The 18480-nt window shown below is 44.1% G+C and carries 15 protein-coding genes and 5 pseudogenes; 4 read left to right on the top strand and 16 right to left on the bottom strand.

Translation table 11 applies throughout. From position 1 onward, the window contains the following. Positions 1-7: 7 nt before the first annotated feature. The 3 genes from GCU48_RS29405 to GCU48_RS23495 all read right to left on the bottom strand — a co-directional run bounded on the left by GCU48_RS29405 (position 8) and on the right by GCU48_RS23495 (position 2160). Complete coding sequence (locus tag GCU48_RS29405) at positions 8-355, bottom strand: PLP-dependent aminotransferase family protein (RefSeq protein WP_425280880.1); 348 nt, start codon at positions 353-355, stop codon at positions 8-10. Positions 356-494: 139 nt separating this feature from the next. Beyond that, the gene (locus GCU48_RS29400; RefSeq protein WP_425280857.1) at positions 495-872 is read right to left on the bottom strand and encodes an aminotransferase class V-fold PLP-dependent enzyme; all 378 of its coding nucleotides are present in this window, start codon (positions 870-872) and stop codon (positions 495-497) included. Positions 873-918: 46 nt separating this feature from the next. Continuing rightward, entirely contained in the window at positions 919-2160 is a 1242-nt protein-coding gene (locus GCU48_RS23495; RefSeq protein ID WP_152381640.1) for a serine hydroxymethyltransferase, read from the bottom strand. A gap of 434 nt (positions 2161-2594) precedes the next feature. On the opposite strand from GCU48_RS23495, the pseudogene GCU48_RS23490 reads away from it, so the two are divergent. Then, a pseudogene (locus GCU48_RS23490) lies at positions 2595-2902 on the top strand (transposase); the annotation flags it as partial. 58 nt (positions 2903-2960) lie between these two features. On the opposite strand, the gene GCU48_RS23485 reads toward GCU48_RS23490, so the two are convergent. Beyond that, complete coding sequence (locus GCU48_RS23485) at positions 2961-3689, bottom strand: type 1 glutamine amidotransferase (protein WP_152381639.1); 729 nt, start codon at positions 3687-3689, stop codon at positions 2961-2963. A 141-nt stretch (positions 3690-3830) separates the two neighbouring features. On the opposite strand from GCU48_RS23485, the pseudogene GCU48_RS28695 reads away from it, so the two are divergent. Then, positions 3831-4197: pseudogene (locus GCU48_RS28695) on the top strand (LysR family transcriptional regulator); the annotation flags it as partial. A gap of 18 nt (positions 4198-4215) precedes the next feature. Here the strand turns inward: GCU48_RS28695 and GCU48_RS28690 are convergent. The 4 genes and pseudogenes from GCU48_RS28690 to GCU48_RS23465 form a co-directional block, all read right to left on the bottom strand. Further along, entirely contained in the window at positions 4216-4443 is a 228-nt protein-coding gene (locus GCU48_RS28690) for a DMT family transporter (RefSeq protein ID WP_280116428.1), read from the bottom strand. Next, positions 4422-4652 carry a DMT family transporter gene (locus GCU48_RS28355; RefSeq protein ID WP_244315897.1) on the bottom strand — a complete coding sequence of 77 codons (231 nt, stop codon included), beginning with the start codon at positions 4650-4652 and terminating at the stop codon, positions 4422-4424. Before GCU48_RS28355 ends, GCU48_RS28690 begins: the two co-directional genes overlap by 22 nt. Before the next feature lie 341 nt (positions 4653-4993). Further along, on the bottom strand, positions 4994-6310 hold the full coding sequence (gene hemL / locus GCU48_RS23470) for a glutamate-1-semialdehyde 2,1-aminomutase (protein WP_152381638.1): 1317 nt from the start codon (positions 6308-6310) through the stop codon (positions 4994-4996). A 313-nt stretch (positions 6311-6623) separates the two neighbouring features. Then, positions 6624-6824, bottom strand: a pseudogene (locus GCU48_RS23465) (carboxynorspermidine decarboxylase); the annotation flags it as partial. 970 nt (positions 6825-7794) lie between these two features. Between GCU48_RS23465 and GCU48_RS28350 the strand changes: the two are divergent. Then, positions 7795-8097: pseudogene (locus tag GCU48_RS28350) on the top strand (MocR-like pyridoxine biosynthesis transcription factor PdxR); the annotation flags it as partial. 107 nt (positions 8098-8204) lie between these two features. On the opposite strand, the gene pdxS reads toward GCU48_RS28350, so the two are convergent. From pdxS to GCU48_RS23435, 5 genes and pseudogenes are all read right to left on the bottom strand, one after another. Beyond that, complete coding sequence (pdxS, locus tag GCU48_RS23455) at positions 8205-9086, bottom strand: pyridoxal 5'-phosphate synthase lyase subunit PdxS (protein WP_152381637.1); 882 nt, start codon at positions 9084-9086, stop codon at positions 8205-8207. 162 nt (positions 9087-9248) lie between these two features. Beyond that, positions 9249-9992, bottom strand: coding sequence for a YggS family pyridoxal phosphate-dependent enzyme (locus tag GCU48_RS23450; protein WP_152381636.1), 744 nt, complete (start codon positions 9990-9992; stop codon positions 9249-9251). 533 nt (positions 9993-10525) lie between these two features. Further along, positions 10526-10717 (bottom strand): annotated as a pseudogene (locus GCU48_RS23445) (hypothetical protein); the annotation flags it as partial. Next, entirely contained in the window at positions 10714-11688 is a 975-nt protein-coding gene (locus tag GCU48_RS23440; RefSeq protein ID WP_244315894.1) for a glycoside hydrolase family 32 protein, read from the bottom strand. The pseudogene GCU48_RS23445 and the gene GCU48_RS23440, both read right to left, overlap by 4 nt. A gap of 198 nt (positions 11689-11886) precedes the next feature. Next, the gene (locus GCU48_RS23435; protein ID WP_152382245.1) at positions 11887-12825 is read right to left on the bottom strand and encodes a helix-turn-helix transcriptional regulator; all 939 of its coding nucleotides are present in this window, start codon (positions 12823-12825) and stop codon (positions 11887-11889) included. A gap of 129 nt (positions 12826-12954) precedes the next feature. Between GCU48_RS23435 and GCU48_RS23430 the strand changes: the two genes are divergently transcribed. Continuing rightward, positions 12955-14610: a CocE/NonD family hydrolase gene (locus tag GCU48_RS23430; RefSeq protein WP_152381635.1), complete on the top strand. Its 1656-nt coding sequence runs from the start codon at positions 12955-12957 to the stop codon at positions 14608-14610. 452 nt (positions 14611-15062) lie between these two features. On the opposite strand, the gene GCU48_RS23425 is transcribed toward GCU48_RS23430, so the two are convergent. The 3 genes from GCU48_RS23425 to GCU48_RS28345 form a co-directional block, all read right to left on the bottom strand. Beyond that, positions 15063-16283, bottom strand: coding sequence for an IS110 family RNA-guided transposase (locus GCU48_RS23425; RefSeq protein WP_152381634.1), 1221 nt, complete (start codon positions 16281-16283; stop codon positions 15063-15065). Positions 16284-16875: 592 nt separating this feature from the next. Continuing rightward, positions 16876-17241: a YolD-like family protein gene (locus GCU48_RS23420; RefSeq protein WP_167518753.1), complete on the bottom strand. Its 366-nt coding sequence runs from the start codon at positions 17239-17241 to the stop codon at positions 16876-16878. 304 nt (positions 17242-17545) lie between these two features. After that, a complete protein-coding gene (locus GCU48_RS28345) occupies positions 17546-18460 on the bottom strand; it encodes a tyrosine-type recombinase/integrase (protein WP_244315892.1) in 915 nt (304 codons plus the stop codon). Positions 18461-18480: the final 20 nt, after the last annotated feature.

Raw genomic sequence — 18480 nt, 5'->3', positions numbered from 1 at the left:
CCAAAGTTCATTCATTTCGCTTTTGAAAATCAGCAAGAAAATCCGCTAATACTTTGCAATGCTCATAGGGTACAGCATTATAAATGGAAGCACGAAGATGTCCAGCATCTCGATGTCCTTTTAAATCCATAAAACCTTCTTGCCCCAACTCTTCAAGTAACTTATTTTCGAGTTTCAGGCTAGATGCACCGAACGTAATGTTCATCATGGATCTGCTGTCATCATGAGCCAATCCTCTATAAAAACCGCCGCTATTATCAAGTAAATGATAGATCAATTCCGCTTTTTCCCGATTACGTACAGCCATCCCCTGTAATCCTCCGTGTTTTACAATCCACTTCAGTACAAGATTCATGATATAGACTGAGAAAACGGGCGGTGTATTAATTAATGAATTATGTTTGGATACCTCCAATCGTTTCATTTGATGCTAGATGGACATACGCTAATTCCTTCTGGATATCCAGACTATTTAGATCAGGCAACCGTTTAAATTATTCTTTTTCTCCACTTGCTAAAACCATGCTCTTCCCTAGTTTTTGCGCTTCTTTCCACGCCTTTCCTGACCAAGTACCGCTGTGTACATACCCCGCTGTTTTTCCTTGTGTCAAAAAGTTTATAGGCACCATAGAAAATTGAACGCTGGCTCCACCCTGTAGAAATAAAACATCGTATTCAGATGAAAGCTTCAGTAGATTTTTAATCAAATGCTGCGCTTCATTATGAATGGCTTCGTATTGTTTGCTTCGATGGGATATTTCCAGAATCGACACACCGATCCCATGAATATTTTGAAGCTCTTCCTGTGCTTCTTGCAATACTTCCGAAGGCAATGCTCCCGGGCCGGCATTGAAATTATACATGTAGGTCATCGATCGTCACTCCTGTAATGAAGCGAATTTACGTGCTGTTATACTATTAAAGCCCTTCATATAAAGGAAATTGAGACGTGATTTCATTCACACTTCCTAATATGTGATTTTTAACCATCAAATTCTTGGGATTTTTAAAGGCAAGTCCAATAAGCTGAGCGATTTCCTTCATTTCTTTGGGTCCTAATCCTCTTGTTGTCATAGCTGAGGTCCCGAAGCGGATGCCACTCGTTACATGTGGGCTCGCTGCATCATGAGGAACGGAATTTTTATTAGCGGTGATTCCCACTTCATCGAGTAGTGTTTCAGCTTCTTTACCGGTAAGCCCAATAGTGCGCAAATCAAGCAGTACAAGATGATTATCTGTTCCTCCCGAAACGACCGTTAACCCTTCATTCATCAAACTCTCAGCAAACACTTTGGCGTTTTCAAGCACTTTTTCCATATACGTTTTGAAATCCGGTTGCAGCGCCTCGCCTAGCGCAACCGCTTTTGCTGCGATGACATGCATAAACGGGCCGCCTTGTGATCCGGGGAACATCGCTCTATCAATCGCTTGCGCCCACGATTTACGGCACATAACGATACCACCTCTTGGCCCTCGCAACGTTTTATGTGTTGTCGTCGTGACAAAGTGAGCGTGCGGCAATGGGTTTGGATGCAAGCCCGCCGCGACAATTCCTGCAATATGGGCCATATCTACAAAGAAAAGAGCCCCGACTTCGTCTGCAATTTGGGCAAACAACTTAAACTCGATCGTGCGTGGGTAGGCACTGGCGCCAGCAACAATCATACGCGGACGATGCTTATGAGCAAGCTTGCGCACCTGATCATAGTCAATGCGTCCCGTTTGTTCATCCACGCCGTAGGGCACAAAGTTGTAGAGTCTTCCTGAAAAATTCACTGGGCTCCCGTGTGTAAGATGGCCGCCATGGGATAAATTCATGCCCAAAATGGTGTCACCGGGCTCAACTGCTGCAAAATAAACCGCCATATTCGACTGCGCGCCTGAATGAGGCTGAACATTCGCATGCTCAGCACCAAAAAGCTCTCTGACCCGCTTCATGGCAAGTTCTTCGACAATATCTACATAATCACAACCGCCATAATATCTTCTTCCCGGATACCCTTCAGCGTACTTATTGGCCAGTACCGTAGTCGTAGCTTCCATCACAGCCTGACTTACGAAATTTTCCGAAGCAATCAGTTCTATTTTATTTCGCTGCCGTATAAGCTCTTGCCGAATAGCTTCGGCCACTACTTTGTCTTGCTGTTCCAAGTTCTTCATGAAAATTTTCCTTTCTATCTACTTATTCGTTGCCCAGTTCTCACAATACAAAGAAAAGAGTTGATTTTTCCTCGATCTGATTAAGTAAACAACTGTTTATTCCTGTCGTCTCTTATAAGCGCAACTATTGTCACGATAGTGTATCAATTAATGGTATGTTGTAAAACATCCATAATAAAAGGATTCGGGCAATCCATATACTTAATACAGAACCATCTATATGGAGCGGAATCGAATGGGTGGATTGCACTTAGGGCTCTCGAGCCCGCTACAACTCCCTGTTTGGATTAAGCTAATTTCAATTACTTCACTACTTCAAATGGCTCAGATTCCACGGAGTAAGCATTATTTACCGGATAAACTTATTTGGCGAGAAGCTATACATGTCAGCTATGTTATTTGTTTAACGGGGATTTGAACGTTTGGATGATAAGGATACGTTTCTTATACATTCAGATCAAGGCTGGCATTACCAAACACCTCAATACAAGCAGGCTTAAAGAAACGCGGAATTACGCAGAGTACGTCACGAAAAGAAAATTGTTATGATAATGCAGTCATTGAAAATTTCTTTGGTATCTAAAAATCCGAGTTTTTATATACACAGGAATTTGAAAATATTGAAGAGTTTAAAACCGAACTTGAGAAATACATCGAATATTACAACCACAAACGGATTAAAGCACAACTAAAGGGCATGAGCCCAGTACAGTACCGGACTCATGCCCTTCAAGCAGCCTAACTATATCCACTGTCTAACTTTATGGGGTCACTTCACTTTCGAGACGGTTCCTTCCTTGTTAATGAGGCTTTTTCTGTAAATAGCGATGAGTCAATTTGTCTAAAAAGGAAAATAGGTTATTATTCATTGTTACATAATCATTATTTCTTAACTGTTCTGGTTGCTGTACAAAACGATGATTATTATTCTCAGATAGTTCCGCTTCTGAATGCTTGATCAAAAGCTCTATTAATTCGCGATTGAATTCCATATGACACTGAAATCCGTAAACAAGGTCTTGATATTCCACAATCTGTCTTGGGCAACCTTCGCTGTAAGCCATTACTTTACTTCTTTCTGTCAATCCAGGCATATCATTATGCCAATGCCCTACAACACTGGTTGTACCAAAATGAGAAAACATCTCACTGTTCTTTCCTTCATCTGTAAGAGTAATGGGAAAGCAACCTATTTCCTTTTCCGGACTATGATCATATCTCGCACCCAAGGCTTCTCCAATGAGCTGAGCTCCCAGACATACTCCGATAACAGCCTTATCTGATTCGATACATTTGTTGATTAAGGCTATTTCTGCAGCAGCATCAAAATGAGAACACATTTCAGTGGTTGTACTTGGATCTTGAGGTCCACCCAGCACGATTAATAAATCAATTTTCTCCACGGAATGTGGAAGTTCCTCACCAGCATACACTTTTGAATATCCGATGCTGTATCCGTTGCTCTCAGCCCACGTCCGAAAAGCACCTGGCCCTTCAAAAACTTCATGGACAACAAAATGAATGTGCATTATAAAACTCCTTCTTATCTACTTATCAAATTTAAATCAATTTCATATTTATACTTATAATGATTGGTTTAGCCTATGAAATCACTTTGCCTATAATAAAAATGAATTATTTATTACGTTTTAATCATTCTTTAATACTTTATGGCAGTATGCAGGGAACTACATTTCACTCGAGCGGCCGAAAAACTTGGCATTGCTCAGACTTGGTTAAGCCAACAAATCCGATTACTGGAGAACGAAATTGGAACTCCACTTTTGGACTGGATTGGTAAGAAAACCGTCATCACAGAAGCAGGTAAAATACTGCAGCAATATGGTTACAAAGTGTTTCATGAACTCTTACAGGCTCGGTCGACAATAAACGAACTACAAGGTCTAGAATATTGTAATGCTGCTCATGGAGCACGATGACCTGGAATCAATTCCTCTGTACAAGGAGGAACTTGCTTTGGCGGCTCCAATCGATCATCCCGTTTCACAGCAACCTTTTGTGAGTCTTGATATTCTAGCATGATAAAAGCGATGATTATAGGGATTTTTGAACTATAATGACTCCCCCTAGAACCAAAAGCGCCCCTAACAAGCGGGGGAAAGTATGTGTAGTTGCACCAATCAAACCAAAATGATCTATTAAAATGGAGGCCAATACTTGCCCAGCCAAAACATACCCAACTGTGGCAGCTGCACCTATTCTAGGCATAAGTATAGTCGTTGCTAACACATAAGAAGCACCTAATAATCCCTTTGTCCACATCCACCAAGGAGCTTCATCCATTCCTTCTTGATGTAAATACCCTTCCAAAATAACGACATAACTGTTAAGGCCACAGCTCCAACAATAAATGAAATAACAGAAGCTATAATTGGTGACCCAACTACGGTTCTTAATTGTGCATTAACACTAAATTGGGTGGGAAGAGCCATCCCTGCTAATATAGCAAGTAGCACTAGTATTATAGCCATAATAAAACATAACTCCTTTTCTCTAAAAAAATATCAATTTTCTCTAAAATATAGTACTTCAAAGTAAACGTTCACCTATAGAAGACTTGAAAATGTCCGTAGGAACTCTTCGTTGTTAAATTATACCTGCATGGTAATTGAAAGGATTTCAAACATGATTCAAAAGAGATCACCTCTACTTCGACCTTTTGCTTCAAGAACCATTTTGTAAAAAATAGAAGTGTAAAGATGTATCGTCCCTATCCTCGCCATTGCTTCCTTCTTGCCACATGCCACGCTTCTGTATTCATATCTCATTCCTCCACGATATCATTCGATGATTAAATTAGTTTTGCGACATATTATTCCTCTTTCTCAACTATCTTTTTCAATGCTTTGTAGTGGCTCTGAATTGTATACTCTATATCCTCATCAGAGTGTGCGGCTGACACGAACATGACTTCATAAGGGGAGGGGGGCATTAATATTCCAAAATCTAACATGGCGGCGTAGTACTTTTGAAACAGTTGTTTATTGGATTGTTTAGCTGATTCGTAGTCCATAACGTCAAGTTCCGAAAAGAAAGCGGTAAGCATGGAACCTACCCTGTTAACCTTCAACGGTACCCCCAGATTTAAGCTGTTTTTTTCAAAGCCTTCAGCTAATTTGGCTGATTTCCTTTCTAACTCATCATAGATAGTTGATTCAGAAAGTAATTGCAAAGTCTTATATCCAGCTGACATGGCGAGAGGATTACCAGCTAAAGTTCCCGCTTGGTAGATGGGCCCAGCAGGAGCGATTTGTTTCATGATTTGGTGCTTACCTCCATAAGCACCAACCGGTAGCCCTCCCCCAATTATCTTTCCGAGACATGTCAGATCTGGTTCTATTTCGTATAATCCCTGAGCTCCATGATAGTCTACACGATAACCCGTCATCACCTCATCGAATATAAGCAGGCTTCCATACCGTGAGGTAGTCTCTCTCAGTCCCTGGAGGAATCCAGGCAAAGGTGGCACGACTCCCATATTGCCGGCAACAGGTTCAACAATAATGGCAGCAATTTGATCGCCAAACTGCTCGAAGGCAGTACGGACGCTATCAAGATTATTATAAGGAAGTGTTATCGTATCGGCAGTAACACTTTCTGGCACACCAGGACTGTCAGGTAGGCCCAATGTTGCCACGCCGGAGCCGGATTTGATCAACAAAGCATCAGCGTGTCCGTGGTAGCCCCCTTGAAACTTCACAATCTTTTGTCGCTTTGTATATCCTCTGGCCAACCGAAGAGCGCTCATAGTGGCCTCAGTACCCGAATTAACCATACGCACCATGTCAACAGTTGAAATACTATCGCATATTTGTCTCGCCAACTTGGTCTCAATTTCGGTAGGCAGCCCAAAGCTGGTCCCCAGTATTGCCACTTTCTGTATGGTATGGACGATTTCCGGGTGTGCATGTCCCAATATAAGTGGCCCCCAGGACCCAATGTAATCAATAAATTCGTTACCGTCGATATCAGTTACATGAGCCCCTTGTGCGCTTAATGCAAATACAGGTGTTAATCCAACAGATGAAAAGGCACGAACAGGACTATTTACCCCACCAGGAATCACTTCTTGTGACTTATAAAATGCTTCTTTAGAATGTGAATCTTCCCTTCCGGTATTGAATCTCATATTCTAATCCCCCTTCACTTCCATTCTCTTCATAGAAAGCAAATTTCCAGTTTACTTCTTTACGAAGGAGTTAACAAGAAATACGTTAGTATTTCATTTCCCTCCAAAATATACAATTCAACATTAAATTATAGTATAGAAGGAACTGATTGATTACTCAATTGTATAATCATTATGGTTTTGATAGGAAATTCCTATTATTTAAATGGCCCTTCTTTACTTAATCGTTCTTCCCACATACATTTTCATTTCGCCAAAATACCCCTCTGCCTTCTCAGGCAGAGGATCCTCAATACTATACAAGAGGTGAGGATTAAGACAAACGATTGCTGTAATCCTCATATTTGAATTGACGTACTACCTTGATTCCTTCCTCTTCGTTATATGTTGCAATTGAAGGAAGATTCACACCGTTAAACATATGATTTTTTACCATAGTATAGTGGGCCATGTCCAAAAAAACCAGTTTATCGCCCGCTTGCAGCGGCTTCTCGAAAGAATAGTCGCCGATCACTGAATCCAGTACTTCCAGGTTACGCTTCAGCAGTCTCTCGTCAACGATGTAACTGGGTGAAGGCAGCTGAGTGTTATCGAAATTTTGTACTCCCATAAATGGATCTGGATTTTATCTTTAAGCCTTTTGAAGCAACGTGGGAATATTAATACCGTTATCACCGAGCAAAGGTTCCGGCATACTTGATGAGGCCTAGCCGATCCTTCTATAAGATCAACAAACCATATCCTTCAGGGAAAAAACTTCAATTGAATAAGGAACGATTCGGACAAGGTGTCCTCAAAACGCTGTTCATCTCTTTTCAATGTCTGTCTTTAGACGAATCGTGATCTCGCTTGACCCCGCTTTTAGTTGATAGAGAATTTGGCATCGTTAGGTAAACATTACAAATAAATTGTAAATTCACGATATTCACTTGCCCCGCATCAAGATGGCAAGAAAGTATGCGCTTAAACACTTAGAGGGCAGTGGTGATGTGTCCAGTTCAGCAAGTTCGCCTGAATATTCTATTGTAACTTCACAAGAGTTTTACTCATTGTTCGTCAACGCGTAGTAGGGCTGTAATTTATTTAGCTGTTTGGTTGGAACAACCGGCATATTGGCTGCATTTTTAAACAGCCTCTTGGCGCAGAATATTAATAACATGCTCAGTGATATCAAGAGACGGCGGAACCGTCATGCTGTGCAGTCCTGGCCGCCATATGAAGCAACTCTGCCATCGAACCATTCAAAACAATTATACATAAGCTACTCCAATTCTGAGCGATACCAGTGGATATTAAAAAGATGACCCCTGACGACGAGTTCAGAGGATTAGCCTCTCGTCCACTATGCAAATCGCTCAATAGTGTACATTCTCAAGCACTTCGCCTCTCAATTCATGAACCAGTTCAGTGAATTCCATCCAAAATTCCTCCTTCATTAAAGTCAAATAGCACGTGCGCCCCCCCCCCCGAAATGAACGGTCATGGCAGCTCGCCAGCTTGCCCAAATCTATGAACTAACATATCATCTTCCGATTATGGAGCATTTAATGCTTGCTCATTTTATCAAGCATTAAATGCTCCACATGAGAAGAGTTCGTAATGTATATTGATGCAGACACGAAGCCGTGACGGACCAAGCGCTAGATAAAGGGATTCGTGTGTACCCACTTAGCACATATTGCTTGAAAAGCGATCAAAAATCATGGGTGCTAGGCTTTGCTAAAGTAGATGAGGCGATCATTGAAGATCGTCTTGCAGGATGCTTACATAACTATAAGCATCCCTGATATATGTGAGCGTATAATTCATCGGCCCATTCTATTTGGTTTCATTTCCCCACTGCAAACAAAGCCGAATTCACGCTCCTCGAGCAACGTTAAGATCTTCAGCTCTGCTACTGACCGCGTTCCTGCATCCGTTCATGCTCCCGTAGACTGGATATTTCAATCCCTTTCATAGGGGTTCCCAGATTTTTGGATACTCGCGCAATTAATGCGTAATCTTCATAATGTGTTGTGGCTTCAACAATCGCACGCGCAAATTTCTCGGGACTATCCGATTTGAAGATGCCCGATCCGACAAAGACGCCGTCAGCACCAAGATGCATCATCAAAGCTGCGTCAGCTGGTGTCGCTACCCCACCAGCAGCAAAATTGACCACTGGCAGCTTGCCGGATTCATGAACTAGCAGCAGTTGATCATACGGGACACCAAGCAACTTTGCTTCGTTGTACAGCTCATCCTTCGACAAGCCTTGTACTTTGCGGATTTGACCGTTGATCAGACGAAGGTGTCGTACCGCTTCTACTATGTTGCCTGTCCCGGGTTCGCCTTTTGTACGCAGCATTGCCGCGCCTTCTTGGATACGGCGAAGCGCTTCCCCGAAATCTTTCGCTCCGCATACAAACGGAACTGTAAACTCGTTCTTGCTGATATGGAACACTTCGTCCGCAGGCGTCAGCACTTCGCTTTCGTCAATGTAGTCAACACCCATTGATTCAAGAACTTTCGCTTCGAGGTAATGGCCGATGCGAGCCTTCGCCATAACTGGAATGGAAACAACCTTCATTACTTCCTCTACAATCGTCGGATCAGCCATACGAGCTACGCCCCCAGCTGCTCGAATATCCGATGGAACGCGCTCCAGCGCCATAACGGCGGTAGCCCCTGCCGCTTCCGCGATTTTTGCTTGCTCGGCGTTCATCACATCCATGATGACACCACCTTTTTGCATTTCTGCCATCCCTCTTTTGACCCGCTCTGTACCTGTCTCCATTTTTTATGCCCTCCTAATTTTTTTTCGACTTTTTGTATTTGACTTGGCTCGTATTGCTCTTGAAGATTTTGAAGAGATTTCCCTGAATCAACACAAGTAGAGTCAACCTGCTAGAGGTTACATCCACGTCAATAGTGGTTAACCATTTCCATGACCTTTCCTCTAATCCTCCTGGCGCATATTCTCGTTCCAATAATACTCGTCCGGCAAATAACGCGGGCCGAATACACTTGTCCCTACACGAATGATAGTAGCTCCTTCTTCAATAGCCACCTTGAAATCCCCGGACATTCCCATTGAAAGAATATCCATTTCTACACGCGGAAACTTTTTCTCCTTAATTTGTGTTTGAATAGATTTTAATAATTGGAAACAGTGCCGGGTCTCATCGTTTGTGGCATTTAATTTTCCAATTGTCATCAAGCCTTTTATGTTTAACGTTTCGAACTGAGACAATTGCTTCACCAATTCCAATGCCAATTCTGGCGGAGCACCAAATTTGCTTTCCTCGTAGGAGGTATTGATCTGTACCAGTATATCCATGGTCTTGTTCTCTTTGACGATATAGTTATGCAACGCTTGCCCCAACTTCAAACGGTCCACAGAATGAATGAGCGTGACATATTTGACAACATCTTTTATTTTATTCGTTTGCAAATGTCCGATAAAATGCCATTCTACCTGTTTGAACTGCTCCATAAGTGGAAATTTGCCCCGAAGTTCTTGCGCTTTGTTTTCGCCAAATAAAGTTTCACCAGCCTGCATGGCTATGTAAAGTTTTTCGATCGGCACCGTTTTTGTCGCTAACAGCAATTTTACATCTTCTACCTTACGCCCTGATGACAGGCATGCCAATTCCATCTGTTGCCTCACGGTATTGAGATTCTCTTCGACTAAATGCCCCACGTTCTACCCTCTTTCTGCTCTTTATATGTTTTTGTATTGATCTTTTTAATTGTAGTTCACTTTGGATTATAAAAAAACATCCAAAAACCATCTAATCCACCAATCCATAATTTAACCTGACGTGAACATCCATGGACCCGAAAATAGTTGGGCTGCTTTGCCATTACCAAGAAGGAAACCGTTTGATTGTAAATGGTACTGATAGTCGATCAGGAATTTGTAGATCCAAAATACTATATGAAAAATATCCTTGCCACCAACCATGATCGGTTGTACTCCCACTGGTTTTCAGCTTTTCTTAGATCGCGATAATTCATGATGGTTTTAAAGCAGACTGCAGGTTTTCCTTCTACGCGAAAACGTTCTGTGAGCTACTCTGGAGACCACGTCGCTTGAAGCTTTTCCTCCAAAGAAACTGCCATAGCGCTGGACCATTTTCCGGAAGAGACGGAAGCCTTACGGCGTTCCTCATAAGCGTGCTGTGCGCTTTTTGCTTGTTAGGGTTGCAACGTAGCAACACGCTTCAACTCACGGTCGAACAAGAGCCCGTTTCCCATTACTCCCTGTCTCCACCGTGGAGGGCAAGGTTTAGTAAACTCCGCTTGGTTAAATACGTACTGGATATCATCCCTCACTTGGGATACGCTCTCCAAAGCGCTTGTACCGGTTCCTTCATTGAAGGCCCAATACATGATCAATCCCCGATTATCGATTGCATGGCTCATGCCTCAACCCTCCTTGATGTCTGCTCCGTTGGGCCACTGGGAATATGAATGGAGTTAAGAGCATGCATATGAAACGAGTTCAGTACAACTTCCCCTGATTTCGCACTTATCTCAATACGATCCATCGGAGCATCAGGGAATATTTGATCCGTCAGTGCAACCAAGCCCTCATTCGCGTACACTTCAACCGCGTTGCGATCCAGCCAGATATGCAGCTTGATCTTCCCATTCTCCGAAACCATTCTAGCGCCGTGCTTGCACGCAAACGATGGGTGGAAATCACTAAGGCCCGATTTCGAACGGTCGATGAATAGCCATTGACGCACAGGATCATAACCGATAATAGTCTCACTTTGCCCAGAGGACTTCATTTTGAGATGAACCTCGCCCCCGGAACGAATGTCGATATCCGCTTCAATCTCAAGCAGAACATCATTCATTTTTTGCGTAAACGGCACCGCCGACGTAACCTTGACCTCATTCCAGCAGAGCGTTCCTTTCCGCAGCTGCACTATTTCCCGAACAGGCATTTGGGTCAGGACTACGTCCTCGTCTCGGCTGGTTAATGATAAGACGCGAGGCAGAGTCATTGCGCCTCTCCAGGCTCCGGTAGGCGTTTGGTTGGCATATTTCCAGTTGCTCATCCATCCGATGATCACGCGCCGTCCGTCTTGCTCAGCTATATCCGACCAAGTGACCCCCGCATAATTGTCCCGGCCATAATCCAGCCACAGGATATGATCGGCCGGATTGTCATTGATGAACGTATTTCCGTCGAACTCTCCGATAAAGTATTGCGTGCGTGAGCCTTCCGGACAGTTGGGATTATCCCCGATGCTTATGATAAGTACCCATTTTTTGTGTTTATCAAGACTTAATTTTGAATTGCCCAGTAAGATAGGGGCATGAATCACAAAGAACATATATTCATAGAAAGAATGCCAGCACAGAAATAAGGATGGCTGAACCATCCTCGGTATATTCCAGATATCAAACAGAAATTAAACTCCTAGACTGTCACTGTCTCATTTAACTATCGTTCTCCGTTAGTGAAGTGAATCAACTTTATGATCATCGTAATCGACGGGATGTAAGAGATACAATTATAGCTACCATCCTGCCTTCGTTCACTTGGCAGCTAGACTACAATTGCAAAGTCATTGCATGCCTTAGTAGCGACTTAACAGCTCGGAAAGTCTCTTCCTTATCGCTTCTTTCAATTCCTCCGGCTCATCCAGAATAACCTCATCTCCTAATCCAATGAAAAACTCCGCATAAAAGGAAAGATGGGCTCGGGACACAACCTTGTCAATAAAGCCGCTTCCGTCTGCATTCAATTGCAGAGAGAGCCAAATCTCTGCCTCGCAGTGTTGCACGCCTTTGCGACTCAGATAAGCCCGAAGGTGGATGGGATCTTTCACTAGCTCCTCTTCTTCTCGCCATGTAAGATGGATACCGCCAAGCTCAAGCGGCTCTATGCCTGATGTATCATAGACAGCTGATCGAATCCGGTCGCACCGGAACAATCGATAGCCTCGGCGCAGGAAGCAATACGCCAAGCAATACCAGTACCCTTGGTTAGCATAGAGCAAGACTGGTTGAATCTGACGGCTGCTTTCCCCTTTCTCATCCGATTCGTAATCGATAGCGAGTACCTTTTGCTCCACAGCGGCTTCCAGCACAATAGCCAAGTATGGAGCATCCCCCCGCCTTGTCGGTGCAATGAAATCGAGCCGGCCTTTCATGCTGTCGATGCGATTCCTGACATCTCCAGGCATATGCAAATAAAATTTTTTCAGCGCAGAAACCGACTCCGCTTCGAACGGCAGCGAGGAATAATGACGTAAGGCATGCACCGCAAAAAACATCGCCACCGCCTCCATTTCCGTAAATGCGATAGGCGGCAGAACCCTTTCTCTTACTACTTGATACCCTCCATGCGGGCCTACTTCCGAATACAGTGGAACCCCCAGCTCGCTCAATTCCTGCAGATCTCTCAAGATGGTGCGTGTGGACACCCCGAATTCATCGGCAAGCTCTCGAGCCTTGAACTGCCGCTTTCGATTAACGGTCATCATCAGTTCCATCAGTCTTTTGGACTTGGGCAATTCAGATTTTGGCATATTAATTCCCCATCTTGTTTCAAATTAAAGTTCATGACAATCCCTGTCACCATTATTTCTTATTATAGTCTCAGAGGGCAATACCAAACTTTAAAAATGATGGAGGAATGACGAATGTCAACATATGACAAGAATCAAAAAGCCGAATTCGTACCAATGAGAGACGGAGTCAATCTGAACACGATTGTTACACTTCCGGAAGAGGGAAGCCCTTGGCCAGTCATTCTCAATCGTAATCCGTACCCGTTCATGCAGGCGGATTTTCTGGAGCAGGCAAAGTTCTGGGCTGGGCACGGATTTGCCTTCGTTCTGCAGGAATGCCGAGGCCGGGGGCAATCTGAAGGAGAATGGATTCCCTTTGTCCATGAGATAGAGGATGGGTTGGATACGCTCAATTGGGTGATCGAGCAATCTTGGTCGAACGACCGCATCGGCACTTACGGTTCCTCTTACTCGGGGATCCTTCAGTGGAGCATGGCCGAGCACTTGCCTCCGGAAGTCAAAACGATGTTTATCGCCGTCGCCGGAATCGAGCGGTACAAACAACTTTACATGAACGGCATGTTTCGGCACGACCTCTTCACCGCTTGGGCGATTTGGAACGCCGGCTATGAACCGCTTTTGCCGCAAGATACGCTTTATCGGGAAGCGCTGTCCGTGAAACCCCACATCGAGATGGACCAACATCTGTTTGGACATACGCTGCCCTGGTATCGGGATTGGGTAACAGAGATCGATCCCGACAGACCTTTTTGGAATACCGGTTTTTGGGCCGATTTGAAAGAAGTTCCCTGTAAGACGAAGATTCCGGTCATGATCATTGAAGGATGGTTCGACCATAATCTCAATTCGTCCGTCCTGAGCTACAACAAACTTCCCGAATCCGTCCGATCGGAAAGTTGTTTTCTCATCGGGCCTTGGGTGCATACAGAAGATGTTGCCGGCGACCTGGATTATACAAATCATGAATTATGGGTGCCGAAGCAGCATCGAGCCGCTTTGCAGTGGTTTAATCATCATTTGAAAGGCGAGCCGTTCGAGAACGTTGATCTTAAGGGAAAGGTTCAAACTTATGTGATCGGGGAAGGACGTTGGAAAAGCTGGGACGGATGGATCAAAAACAATAGCGTTGCGCGATACGAACTGGCATGCACGCAGGGACCCATTCATGGCTTGACGCTCGAAAAACCGTTTGCGGGAACTTCCGTTTCCTATGCATACGATCCTTCCAATCCCGTATCGACGAAGGGGGGAGCCGCTTTGATGAATTATTTGTCCCGGGCACCTGACGCTTGCAGGCCGGCCAGCGTCTATCAAGACGCGCCAGGTACAAGAACGGACGTCATTTCTTTCTTGTCGGAAGAACTGGAGGCCCCCTTGCAGATCTCTGGTCCAATTACAACGCATCTGACCGTAAGCTCGGATGCCGAGGATACTTCGTTCACGGTATGCATCATGGAGCAGTTTGCCGACGGTACCACGTGCAACATTCGCGATGGCATCACTAGCTTGCGTTTTCGCAATGACCGTACATCACCCTACACGCCAAACGAGATCGTAGAGATCGAAATCGAATTGTGGCCGATCCTCTGGACGCTCCGCAAAGGTTCGATATTGAGGGTTGACATCTCCTCATCCAATTTTCCGGCTTACCATGCGCACCCTAACATCGCCGGATCTTGGGCGCTTCAAGAAGAGATGAAAATCGCGAAGCAAACGATATATACTGGTGATATTCGTTCATCCTGGATTGAAATTCCGGTTCAATAGACCTATAGGCTGGAACTAACAACATCGCTGATCTGCCTGTTTCCGGCAAGACGTCCCGATCAGAATACAGCAATAGCGGATTCTTAATGCATGCTATTTGCCGTTTACCCCATCCTCCCTCATATTGGCAATTGGATGGTGTCATGTTTGCCTATTTGTAATAATAAAACTAAAATAAGTCTCCATGCTCTCAAATCATGCATGGAGATTTGCCCTTTAAATCTGGCCTTGTTAGCCGCATCGGTTTTATATGGCTGTGGCTAGCCGCAAGGTACAAGTTGTACCTATATAAATTCACAATCGTGCTCTACTGCCCGTTAGCTTAATGAAGAAACGTCAGTCTATCCTGAAAATATCGCTCCGTAGAACACCTAAAAAAGGCAACAAGAAAGCGACCCTCCGGCAAACAAAAAATAGCCAGGGGCATTAGTAATGTATGGTTTGCATAACGATCAGGAAGCTGCCGTATTCACAGTAATTGATACACCTAATGACTCCAGTTTCTTAATGGAATGCTTGATGATCACATCCCGTTTTCGTTCCTCGTAGTAGGTTGGACCTAGCTCGATGTAGGGTTGTTTCCGCTTAAGAATATAGTAAACCATAGATAATATACTGTGTGCTACTGCAACCGTCGCTCGGTTAGCTCCCCGACGCGCGGAAATCCGATGATACTGGCTGGATAAATACGTTTCTTTTGTTCTAGCCGCAGCCTTCGCAGCTTCTACAAGCGTACTTCGGAGTTTCTTATTTCCTTTTCGCGTCTTGCCGGACAATCGTTTTCCGGCGCTTTCATTCTGACCCGGACACAGCCCTGCCCAAGAACATAAATGGGCGGCGGAAGGATACTGATTCATATTAGAGCCAATTTCGGCTAGAATAGTCTCTGCTGTTCTTCGTGCCACACCTGGGATGGTGTCAAGCAGTTCCAAGTCTTCATCAAAAGGGAGCATGCGCTTTTTAATTTCCTCATCCAACCTGCCAATCTCTTCGTCCAAATAATCGACGTGACGGAGCTGAGCTCCCAGCATCAGTTTCTGATGAGGGCCCATTAAGCCGTTCAATGCTCGCTTCAAATCCGCTTTTTTGCTTTTCAACTTTCGTTTTGCAAGATCAGATAAAGCTTCAGGATTGGTTTCGCCAGCAATCATCGCCTCAATCATTGCACGTCCTGATTTCCCAAGCACATTGCTGGCAACCGAGGAAAGCTTGATGTTTGCTCCTTCCAGCACCTTTTGAATGCGGCTGACTTCCCGAGCTCGCTCTTCGATGAGACTACGGCGGTAGCGAATCAATTCCCTCAGCTCTCTTTGCTCGCGATTTGGGATAAAGCTACCCTTCAATAGACCATGCCGGAGCAATCCAGCAATCCATTCCGCGTCTTTGACGTCAGTCTTGCGTCCCGGAACATTCTTGATGTGCTGGGCATTCACAACAAGAGTCTCAATCTCCTCAAGCTCCAACAGGTTGTAGATTGGTTTCCAATATGCTCCAGTGCTTTCCATCGCTACATGAGTGCATTCCTTGGCTTTGAGCCAATCTACAAGCAAAATTAAATCGTCGGTCATCGTGCCAAACGTACGGATTTCTTTACCTTCAGGCGTGATGGTGCAGGCAACGATGTTCTTTTTATGAACGTCAAGTCCGCACACATGACTGTAAACAACGTCCATTCGTAGCCTTCTCCTTACGGCAGCAAGATTGAAGGGGCTGGTGCAACAACCACATATGGTTATTCTATCCTGCGTGCTTCCAAATTCGGAGCAACAATCTGTGGTGCACCTGGTCGTTAGGGTCAGTCTAATACTCGGGCTCGAAGCACCATTGACTGCCGACCTGCCTTCGCCAGCCGTAAGTAAATTATATCGCATGCCTACCATTTTCATCATCTGATGGTGCTGCGTTAGCGGCATGGGCGTCTAATACTTTTATTTCCCAGTCTAGAACTTTATTTTCTTCATATAAACATCATTTTCATTTGTGCTGCATTCATTAACGTACCGAAAAGATGCTATTTTACTGAATTCTTCTCTTTAGCCTACGAACTCTGCGTTTTGTTGGCGGAACCTCTCTAACCTTAGAGCCAGTACGCCCCTACTGGGACGCTGTGCTCACGGTCTTCTTATGTTGTAATACGATTCCAGCATTCCGGCTTTAAGGAACCGTGGCGCATCCTTCTCTCGGCATTCGCATATTACGAGATAATACATCCATATCCTCTTCAAACAAAACAAGGAAAGAAAATCAAGCATAGCTTGTATAATTTTACTTGGGCTCAACTTCAGAAGATAATCGTATTGATAACACCTCGCTCAAGAGGAGGCGTTTAAAATCTTGGCCAAGATTCTGGAGAGTTAGAATACCGCTTATTGGATCACATTTTATCAAATACCCTGTGATACGATGAATTGCTTTCTGCCGATAATAGGTAATCTCTACGGCACAACGCTCATTTAAATATTGAAGCACCGCATAATTTAGTTCTTCTAATTCATCAGAGCTTAATGCAGGCTGGGGAACATCGTTTTGGGATAAATAAAATTCATTAATGCGTTTGCGATGCTCTGGTAATATGAAAGCACTGTTCCATTTCTTTCGTTCATCACGCCTTGATCCCGGATAATTTTCCATGGTGCACATCCTGTCTTAGTTGATTTTTAAAATGATCACAAGTTTTCATAGCTGTCACTTAAGTTGCTCAACGCCCGCCATTGCGGCTATCAGCGGGCGCTAGACCTCGTAAACGTCCAATTTCTGTGCGTAACTCAGAATGTCCATAAAGGAATGACTTAGAAACACCTGAGTGATTTGAAACTGAACTAAAATTAACCTGAACACCTTCTGCTTGCAGTGATCTTACAGCAGCCCACCCACGAGCTATAGCAAGTTCTCTTTTTTGTATTGCATTATTTTTAACCCGGATACATCCGGATGTTTATTGGCCATGACGTTCACTCCCGACATATTCCCGCTTATCTTTTTCTATCCCCATAATCGGCTTGTCAGCCAAAAGTGAATCCCTGATCTCCTTATAACGCTTTATTTTAAGCTGTACCAGCTCTATGGAGCGTGTTCTACCTTTAGCCATATATACAGCTACGTCGCTCTCCAATTGATCAATCTGACTCGTGTAATAGTCCAAGAATGTAGTATCCACATGGAAGCTCCGACAATTATTTTTAATACAGGGTGGTTCCAAAGTCTGTTCTAGAAAATCACAGTGTAACTTGGGGCTTTTAATGCAAAATCCATGATCCATCCGGACGGAATCCAAATGATGTCGTATCCAATCTAGCTCAAGCCCGTTTTCCTCGGCTTGTACTGAAATATCTACCATGACGGGTTTGCCGGTTACATTCAGGCGGATAGAGGTATGAGCTTTTTCCCACTCTTTACGAAGGGTATCATCCAGAATACGAGCATACGTAAGAGTCATTTCTGGACTCGTTTGAGCCATGAGCTTTTGAACGTGTAGAATTTGCATTCCGTTGTTGATCAAATTCACTCCATAACGATGCCTGAAAGCATGGTTTCTAAAATTGTATATGTTCCCGGCAGTATCACGAAGGTCAAGTTTCTCTGCTAGACGGTCAAGAGCTGTACTAACCGTTTTCTGAGACATTGCTTTACCAGACGCTTTGCCAATGACATGGGGAAATAGAAAACGATATGGGTTATAGATTTCTTCAGTCTGAAGGTATTCCTGCTGGGGTTTTACGACTGATACAATTTCTTCGGATATGGGAACCAGGTGATCTATATGATTGACCTTACGCTGGTCACCTTTAAGCCACCAACCATTAGATTTGTATACCAGGCAATCCACATCTAATTGACATACATCGGACACTCGGAAACCGCTGGCTTCCA

Origin of the sequence: Paenibacillus brasilensis (assembly GCF_009363115.1) — a bacterium.
In the GTDB taxonomy this organism is placed as follows: Bacteria; Bacillota; Bacilli; order Paenibacillales; family Paenibacillaceae; genus Paenibacillus; species Paenibacillus brasilensis.
This window is presented reverse-complemented; position numbering and strand designations above follow the sequence as displayed.

Excerpts from the sequence above, each read along its gene's own strand:
- GCU48_RS29405 (WP_425280880.1), bottom strand. The coding sequence starts at position 355 with ATGAATCTTGTACTGAAGTGGATTGTAAAACACGGAGGATTACAGGGG.
- GCU48_RS29400 (WP_425280857.1), bottom strand. The coding sequence starts at position 872 with ATGACCTACATGTATAATTTCAATGCCGGCCCGGGAGCATTGCCTTCG.
- GCU48_RS23495 (WP_152381640.1), bottom strand. The coding sequence starts at position 2,160 with ATGAAGAACTTGGAACAGCAAGACAAAGTAGTGGCCGAAGCTATTCGG.
- GCU48_RS23485 (WP_152381639.1), bottom strand. The coding sequence starts at position 3,689 with ATGCACATTCATTTTGTTGTCCATGAAGTTTTTGAAGGGCCAGGTGCT.
- GCU48_RS28690 (WP_280116428.1), bottom strand. The coding sequence starts at position 4,443 with ATGTGGACAAAGGGATTATTAGGTGCTTCTTATGTGTTAGCAACGACT.
- GCU48_RS28355 (WP_244315897.1), bottom strand. The coding sequence starts at position 4,652 with ATGGCTATAATACTAGTGCTACTTGCTATATTAGCAGGGATGGCTCTT.
- hemL (WP_152381638.1), bottom strand. The coding sequence starts at position 6,310 with ATGAGATTCAATACCGGAAGGGAAGATTCACATTCTAAAGAAGCATTT.
- pdxS (WP_152381637.1), bottom strand. The coding sequence starts at position 9,086 with ATGGAGACAGGTACAGAGCGGGTCAAAAGAGGGATGGCAGAAATGCAA.
- GCU48_RS23440 (WP_244315894.1), bottom strand. The coding sequence starts at position 11,688 with ATGGTTCAGCCATCCTTATTTCTGTGCTGGCATTCTTTCTATGAATAT.
- GCU48_RS23430 (WP_152381635.1), top strand. The coding sequence starts at position 12,955 with ATGTCAACATATGACAAGAATCAAAAAGCCGAATTCGTACCAATGAGA.
- GCU48_RS23425 (WP_152381634.1), bottom strand. The coding sequence starts at position 16,283 with ATGGACGTTGTTTACAGTCATGTGTGCGGACTTGACGTTCATAAAAAG.
- GCU48_RS23420 (WP_167518753.1), bottom strand. The coding sequence starts at position 17,241 with ATGGAAAATTATCCGGGATCAAGGCGTGATGAACGAAAGAAATGGAAC.